The sequence below is a fragment of the Bradyrhizobium genomosp. I (2014) genome, from assembly GCF_000261685.1.
Classification (GTDB): domain Bacteria; phylum Pseudomonadota; class Alphaproteobacteria; order Rhizobiales; family Xanthobacteraceae; genus Bradyrhizobium.
Genome location: NZ_AJQE01000011.1, coordinates 1 through 6,920 on the forward strand (window position 1 = coordinate 1; position 6,920 = coordinate 6,920).

Consider the following 6,920-nt stretch of genomic DNA (forward strand, 5'->3'; position numbering starts at 1 on the left):
GCGGTTTTGGTGGCGTGAGCGGGCTGGCCGATTACATTCGTCGTGAAGCCATTACACATCTGATCGACGCAACGCATCCCTTTGCCGCCGAGATGAGCCGCAATGCCGTCGCGGCTTGCGCAGAAGCGGGTACGCCGTTGATTGCACTGGAACGCGCGCCCTGGACGAGAGCGACCGGCGATCACTGGATCGAAACTCGCGATGTCAACGCGGCAGCCGCTGCGTTGCCCGAGGCGCCCGCAAACGTGTTCCTCGCCATCGGCCGCCAGCACATCGCGCCGTTTGCGAGCAGGCCGCAGCATGCCTACACGTTGAGGTTCGTCGATCCGCCAGAGGCGCCACTGCCCTTTGCCGCCGACGTGATCGTATCGCGCGGGCCATTCACGCTCGAAGGTGAGCTCGTGATGATGCGCACGCGCGGCATCGCCTGGATCGTCGCCCGCAATTCCGGTGGCGAAGGCGCACGCGCCAAGATCGACGCCGCCCGCATGCTCGGCCTGCCCGTGATCATGATCTCGCGACCGCAACTGTCCGAGCGGTTGCGGGCCGAAAGCGTTACGGAGGTGATGCAGTGGCTCGGTCATCGGACCTGCCTCGGTGCATAGACCCAGCGGCCGACCTGGCGCGTCTGCGAATTGCCGACGATCACGAGCGTGCGCATGTCGGCCATCTCGGGTGTCGCCTCGTCCAGCGCGACGGTCTCGATCTTCTCATCGGGCGCGCTGATCGCGCGTGCGAAGATCACCAGGCGTTCGCCGCAACCGGCCTCTCGAAGCACCGCAAGCGCGCGGCCAAATCCTTCCGGCCGGCTCGCCGAGCGCGGATTGTACATCGCAATGGCAAAATCGGCTTCCGCGGCCAGCCGCAAACGCTTCTCGATCACCGTCCACGGCTTGAGATTGTCCGAGAGATTGATCGCGCAGAAATCATGGCCGAGCGGCGCGCCGGCACGCGCGGCCGCCGCCAGCATCGCGGTGATACCAGGCAACACGCGGATCGGCAGCTCCTGCCATTGCGGCGCCTGTTCGAGCGCCTCGAACACGGCCGAGGCCATCGCGAACACGCCGGGATCGCCGGAGGACACGACGACGACCTGCCCGCCTTCGTCCGCAAGTCGCAGGGCCTCGCGCGCGCGTTGCAACTCCTCGCGATTGTCCGACGGGTGCAGCCTGAGCCCGGCCCGCGGCGGCACACGCGCGACATACGGCGCGTAGCCCAGAATGTCGGTTGCGGCTGCAAGCGCGGCGGAAACCTCCGGCGTCAGCAGCGCGTCGCTCCCGGGCCCGAGGCCCGCGATGGTCAGCGTGCCCGTCATTCGGCCGCGTCCAGATGCCGGCCCTTGCCGTGCACGAGCACGATCGCAAAATAAGGACAATCGGCGACATCGATCTCGGCGAGCCGCGCGACACGTTCGCCGGGCATGGTGCCGCGCTCGACCAGCCAGGCATCGCCCAGCCGGCCGGCAGAGCCAAGCGCGCGGCGCACCTTTGCGAGATTGCGGCCGGTCTTCATGACGACGAGCGCATCGGAATCGCGCATGCGCCGTTCGAGCTCGTCTTCGGGGAGCGTGCCCATCAACACCGTCGTCACGTCGTCGCCGAGCGCGATCGGCCGTCCGACTCCGTTCCAGCACCCGACCATGCCGGGAATCCCTGCGATCACCTCGATCTCGACGCGGCCCTGCAGGCGCGTGTGCAGATGCATGAACGAGCCGTAGAAGTAGGGATCGCCCTCGCAGAGCACGACGACATCGACCGCGCGCGAAAGCCGCGCCAGGCGTTCCGCCCATTCGTCGTAGAAGCCGGCGAGCAGCTGCACGTAGTCGGGACTGTCGAAGGCGATCTCCGTGGTCACTGGATATTCCATGGGATATTCGGTGACATCAGGAGCGAGCATGCCTTCGACGATGCGGCGCGCCTGGCCCGGCCTGCCCTTCTTGCGGAAATAGGCGACATGCTGCGCATTGCGAACCGTGCGATCGGCGCGCACGCTCATCAGATCAGGATCGCCGGGGCCGAGACCACAGCAGATGATGCGACCCATGGCTATTCGCTCCGGCTCGCCAGCGCGTTCACGGCAGCAACCGTGATCGCGGAGCCGCCGAGGCGGCCCTCGACCGTCAGTGCCGGCACCGGCGGATCCTCCATCAGCGCGGCTTTCGATTCGGCGGCGCCGACGAAGCCGACCGGACAGCCGATGATCGCCGCAGGCCGGGGGCAGTCGCGATCCTCCAGCATGTTGAGCAGATGAAACAGCGCGGTCGGCGCATTGCCGATCGCGACGATCGCGCCGCCCAGATACGGCCTCCATAGCTCCAGCGCCGCAGCCGAGCGCGTGTTGCGCATGGATTGCGCGAGCGCGGGAACGGCGGAGTCTCCAAGCGTGCAGATGACGGCATTCGCCGCCGGCAATCTTGCGCGCGTAATACCTTCCGAGACCATGCGCGCATCGCACAGGATCGGCGCGCCCTTCTGCAAGGCCGCGCGCGCGAGGGTTGCCATGCCTGACGTGAAGCGGACATGCGCCTCCAGGCCGACCATGCCGGCGGCGTGGATCATGCGCACCACCACCGGCTCCTCGTCGGGCGTAAAGCGCGCAAGATCGGCCTCGGCCCGAATGGTCGCAAAGGATTGCCGGTAGATCGCCGCGCCGTCGGTCTCGTAGGTGTGCGGCATCAGTTGCCTCCGACCAGGATGGAGGGATCGCTGACGATATCGGCGCCGCTCAGCCCGCGCAGGACCGGCTCGTCGCGGGTCGAGCCGTTGCGGACGAGATCGAATCCGGCATGCGTCGCAATCAGCGTGACCGCAGCCCTGCCGGAATGGGCGCAGCCCTTGCCGCAGCCGGAGACGTGGAGCCGCGTATCGGCGGCAATGCGCGGCGCCAGCGCTGCTGCGAGCGCGCGCGTATCGGCATGGGCTTCCCGGCAGCGCGGTGCGCCGCTGCAGGCGATGACGCGCAGCGCCGGATCGTACGGCTCGGTGATGAGGCCCGCCCCGCTCGGCATCTCGCGCTTACCCTCGCTGAGCACCATCCGCCAGGGCGTCATGCGCAGCGCATGTCCGCAACCGGAGAACTGATGGAGCGTGGCGTGCAGCATCTGCCCGAACGCGACGCCGACCATCGCGCCTTGCGGATAGTGCCCGGGCCGCGCCGCGGCCATCACGGGCGCCGGCTCGGTCTCGCCGCGCAGCGATTGAGGCAACGCCGTCCCGGACGCGATGTGGGCCGCCATGCGCCCGCGCCCGCCCCTCGCGCCGCCTGAGATGATGAACCAGCTTGCGAGCGCCAGCGCCGTGCTCACGGCCTGTCCGCGGGCGACCGAGCGGCCGAGCCTCGCGCCGTCGGGCCGCACCAGGAGACGGCCCGAGCGATCGCGCTCGATGCGTATGTCGGCGGAATCGCCGGCGAGGACGCGCGACCTTCCGTCATCGATGGCGAAGCCGAACTTGGTGGGAAGCGCGAGGCCGGAATCGGCAAGCGCCTCCTCGAGCTCCGCAGCGAGCGACTGCGTTTCGTCGCCGCTGCTCCAGAACGGCGTCACCAGGATGTTGCGTCGAGCTTCGATGTCGGCGTCGGGGTCGAGCAGCTGGAGCTGCGCAAGGCCGTCGAGCAACGGCCGACGGCTCTCTTCCTTGACGCCCCTGATCTGGAGATTGGCCCGGCTTGTGACGTCGATCAGGCCGTTGCCGAAGCGCTCGGCGAGTTCGGCCAGCCCGGAGATTTGTGGCGCTTCCAGGCGCCCGCCAAACGGACGCACGCGCACCACGAGCCCGTCGCCCGATAGCATCGGTCGCAGCGCGCCGGGACACCAGCCCTTGACTGCCGCCGCGCTCATGAGGCCTCCCGCAGCGCCGCCGCGATCGAATTGCGGCGGGTTCGCCAGAGTGAGGCTTCGTGCAGCCGTGTGAAGCAGGCCTCCATCGCGGCGAGCGCGAACGGATTTTCACGGGCCATGAAAGCGCGGACGTCGTCGTTGCCGAGTGTCGCATCGTAATAGAGGTCGAACAGATGCGGCGGCACGGCGCCGGCGAGATGCGCGAAGGCGGCCATATGCTCCAGCGTCGCGGTGATCTCGGCGGCGCCACGAAAGCCGTGACGCATCATCCCCGCGATCCAGGCCGGATTGGCCGCGCGTGCCCGGACGACACGTGAAATCTCCTCCGTCAGCGTGCGCGCATGCGGCTCGCCGGATCGTGTCGCATCGAGATGATAGAGTGACGGCGCGCCTGCACCGAGGCGGGCTGCAGCCGCAGCGACGCCCGCTTCATGCGCGGCATAGTCAGCGGCGAGCAGGAGATCGGTTTCGGGCAAGTCCTGGATATGGACAAAAGCGTCTGCGGACGCGAGGCGCTGCTCGATGCCGGTACGATCCGGCTGCATCGTACCATCCGCGGAGAACGCCCAGGACGATGCCGACAACCAGGCTTCGCCGGCCGCATCGCGCGTCTCGGATGTGAAGGCATCCGGGATCGCCGAGAGGCCGACGCCATATTGTCCGGGCCGCGGCGCGAACACGCGGGCCACGCGGTGGCGATACGGATTCTCGTCGCCCTCGTCCTCGCGTTCCGCAAGCGCCCCGGAAGCGGCTTCGAACAATTGCGCGAGACCCGCGAAGACATCGCGGAACAGGCCCGACACGCGCAGCGAGACGTCGATGCGCGGACGGCCGAGCTCGGCCGGCGCGATGATGTCGTACCCGGTGACGCGGCCGGAGGCGTGATCCCAGCGCGGCGCAAGGCCGGCCAGATGCAGCGCCATGGCGAATTCCTCGCCGGCGGTGCGCATCGTCGCCGAGCCCCAGAGATCGACGATGAGGCCCCTCGGCCAGTCGCCATGATCCTGCAAGTGGCGGCGGAGCAGCTCTTCGGCGAGCTTGATGCCTTGCGCATGCGCAGACGGGGTCGGCACCGCACGCGGATCGACGGCGAAGAGATTGCGCCCGGTCGGCAGCACGTCCTGGCGGCCGCGATAGGGCGAGCCCGATGGTCCCGGCGCAACGCGCCGGCCTGCCAGCGCAGCAAGCAGCGCGTCCCGCTCCGCTTCGCCGCAAGCTCCGCGGCCGAACACATGCAAGCCGTCGCCGAACTGGCTCTCCTTGAGATCGCAGACGAAGCGGTCGATCCGCGGGATGGCTTCCGCCGGTGCGGCCGATGCCTCCAGACCGAGATCCTCCTCCAGCCCTGCGGCGCGCGCCTCGTCGCGAATTGCCGCGATCAAACGCTGGCGGCGGGCTGGATCCAGACCATCGGCGGTCGAATATTCGTCAAGGAGCCGTTCGAGCCGGCGCAGGCCTTCCGGCACGGCGGATTTTTCGAGCGGCGGCGGCAGATGGCCGATCGTCACCGCGCCGATGCGCCGCTTGGCCTGCGCGGCCTCGCCGGGATCGTTGACGATGAAGGGATAGATGATCGGGAGATCGCCGGTCAGGGCTTCAGGCCAGCATTTCGATGACAGCGCCACGGATTTGCCGGGCAGCCACTCCAGCGTGCCGTGCGCGCCCATATGCACGACGGCGTCACAGCCCTGCTGCCTGAGCCAGAGATAGAAGGCGACGTAAGCATGGCGCGGCGTGCGGGCGAGATCGTGATAGTCGGCATCGCGCGAGGCGGCATCACCGCGCTCCGGCTGAACTGCGACGATCGACCGACCACATTGGATCGCGGCGAAACGGAACGCGCCGTCGCGGCAGCTCGGATCGTCTTCCGGCGAGCCCCAGGCTTGCGCGAGATCATCCTGCAAGGATTGCGGCAGGCGCGAGAGCGCCGCGCGGTACTCGGCGACATTCCAGATCAATTGCTGCTTGAGCAGCGTCTCGCCGAGAGCATGAACCGGAGCAACATCGAATCCGGCCTCAGCGAGATCGGACACCAACGCTTCGACCGAAGCCAGCGCATCGAGACCAACCGCATGCGCGATCTGGTGCGGCCGGCCGGGATAGTTCGAGAGCACGATCGCCGGCCGCTTCTCGCCGGCCGGCGTCTCGGCAAGCCGCCGCCAGGCCGCGACGCGCGCGGCGACGGCCTTCACACGCTCCGCATCGGGCGTGTGCGCCAGATGCGAGAATTGCAGATCGGGATCGCGCATCGCGGACGATTTGAAACTCACCACGCCCGCGAACAGGCGTCCATCGACCTCGGGCAGCACCACATGCATCGCAAGGTCGCCGGGCGACAGGCCGCGGAGCGACTCCGCCCAATCCTCGCGCCGCGCCGTGGAGAGCGCGACCTGAAACACGGGGCACGTCGCGGCATCGAACGGCGTCGTGCCGTCGTCGCCCACGGCCGAGAACGCCGTTGCGTTGACGATCGCGGCTGGAGGATCTTGCGCAAGATATGCGCGCAGCCAATCGGCGACGCCCGGAGCCTTCAGCGAGGTGACGAAGGCGCCATGGGCGTCGAATCCCCTCTCGCGCAGCGCGGCAATCAAGGCATCGACCGGGCCGGTGTCCGCAGCGGTGAGATAGGAACGATAGAACGTCACCAGCGCGCGCGGCTTCCCCTCGCGGTCCGCCGGCGCCGCAATGACGCCGCGCGCGGGATCGTAGAACCCCATCTCGGGCACGCTCATCTCGCCGACGACCGGACCGGCATAGAGACCCGAGGCCAGCGCAAGCTGCGCGATAGCCGCCTGCGCCGCGACCGGGCCGCCGGTGTCGCAGAGCGCCTTGAGCCGGCGCAGCGTCGAGACCGGCAGGGTCGAGTATGCATCGAGCCGCGTGTCGTCGCGGCCGTCGGCCGGCAGCACGGCCAGCGCGATGCTGCGGTCCCTGGCGAGCTGTTGCAGGACCGCGAGCCCGTACGGCCAGTAGGACTCACCACCGATCAGGCGCACGAGGATGCCGCGCGCCTGCGACAGCGTACGCTCGATATAGGTGTCGACCGACAGCGGATGACGGAGTTCCGCGAGATTGGCGAGCC

Annotated in this window: 6 protein-coding genes; 1 reads left to right on the forward strand and 5 read right to left on the reverse strand. The window is 68.6% G+C overall.

What is annotated here, in order from left to right; genetic code table 11:
• Positions 1-605: cobalt-precorrin-6A reductase (locus IC50_RS00855; RefSeq protein ID WP_035699392.1), on the forward strand; the 605-nt coding region annotated here is incomplete at its 5' end.
• Here IC50_RS00855 and cobJ read toward each other — a convergent pair.
• The 5 genes from cobJ to cobN form a co-directional block, all read right to left on the reverse strand.
• On the reverse strand, positions 581-1,315 hold the full coding sequence (cobJ, locus tag IC50_RS00860) for a precorrin-3B C(17)-methyltransferase (RefSeq protein ID WP_035699394.1): 735 nt from the start codon (positions 1,313-1,315) through the stop codon (positions 581-583). The genes IC50_RS00855 and cobJ overlap by 25 nt on opposite strands.
• The gene (locus tag IC50_RS00865) at positions 1,312-2,043 is read right to left on the reverse strand and encodes a precorrin-2 C(20)-methyltransferase (protein WP_035699396.1); all 732 of its coding nucleotides are present in this window, start codon (positions 2,041-2,043) and stop codon (positions 1,312-1,314) included. The genes cobJ and IC50_RS00865 overlap by 4 nt, the downstream gene beginning before the upstream one ends.
• 2 nt (positions 2,044-2,045) lie before the next feature.
• Complete coding sequence (locus IC50_RS00870; protein WP_035699398.1) at positions 2,046-2,675, reverse strand: precorrin-8X methylmutase; 630 nt, start codon at positions 2,673-2,675, stop codon at positions 2,046-2,048.
• A complete protein-coding gene (cobG, locus tag IC50_RS00875; RefSeq protein WP_035699400.1) occupies positions 2,675-3,838 on the reverse strand; it encodes a precorrin-3B synthase in 1,164 nt (387 codons plus the stop codon). The genes IC50_RS00870 and cobG overlap by 1 nt, the downstream gene beginning before the upstream one ends.
• Positions 3,835-6,920, reverse strand: a 3,086-nt coding sequence (cobN, locus tag IC50_RS00880) for a cobaltochelatase subunit CobN (RefSeq protein WP_035699401.1), incomplete at its 5' end; no start/stop codon positions are given. The genes cobG and cobN, both read right to left, overlap by 4 nt.

Bases quoted from the DNA above. Each gene is read 5' to 3' on its own strand.
- cobJ (WP_035699394.1), bottom strand. From the start codon at position 1,315: ATGACGGGCACGCTGACCATCGCGGGCCTCGGGCCCGGGAGCGACGCG.
- IC50_RS00865 (WP_035699396.1), bottom strand. From the start codon at position 2,043: ATGGGTCGCATCATCTGCTGTGGTCTCGGCCCCGGCGATCCTGATCTG.
- IC50_RS00870 (WP_035699398.1), bottom strand. From the start codon at position 2,675: ATGCCGCACACCTACGAGACCGACGGCGCGGCGATCTACCGGCAATCC.
- cobG (WP_035699400.1), bottom strand. From the start codon at position 3,838: ATGAGCGCGGCGGCAGTCAAGGGCTGGTGTCCCGGCGCGCTGCGACCG.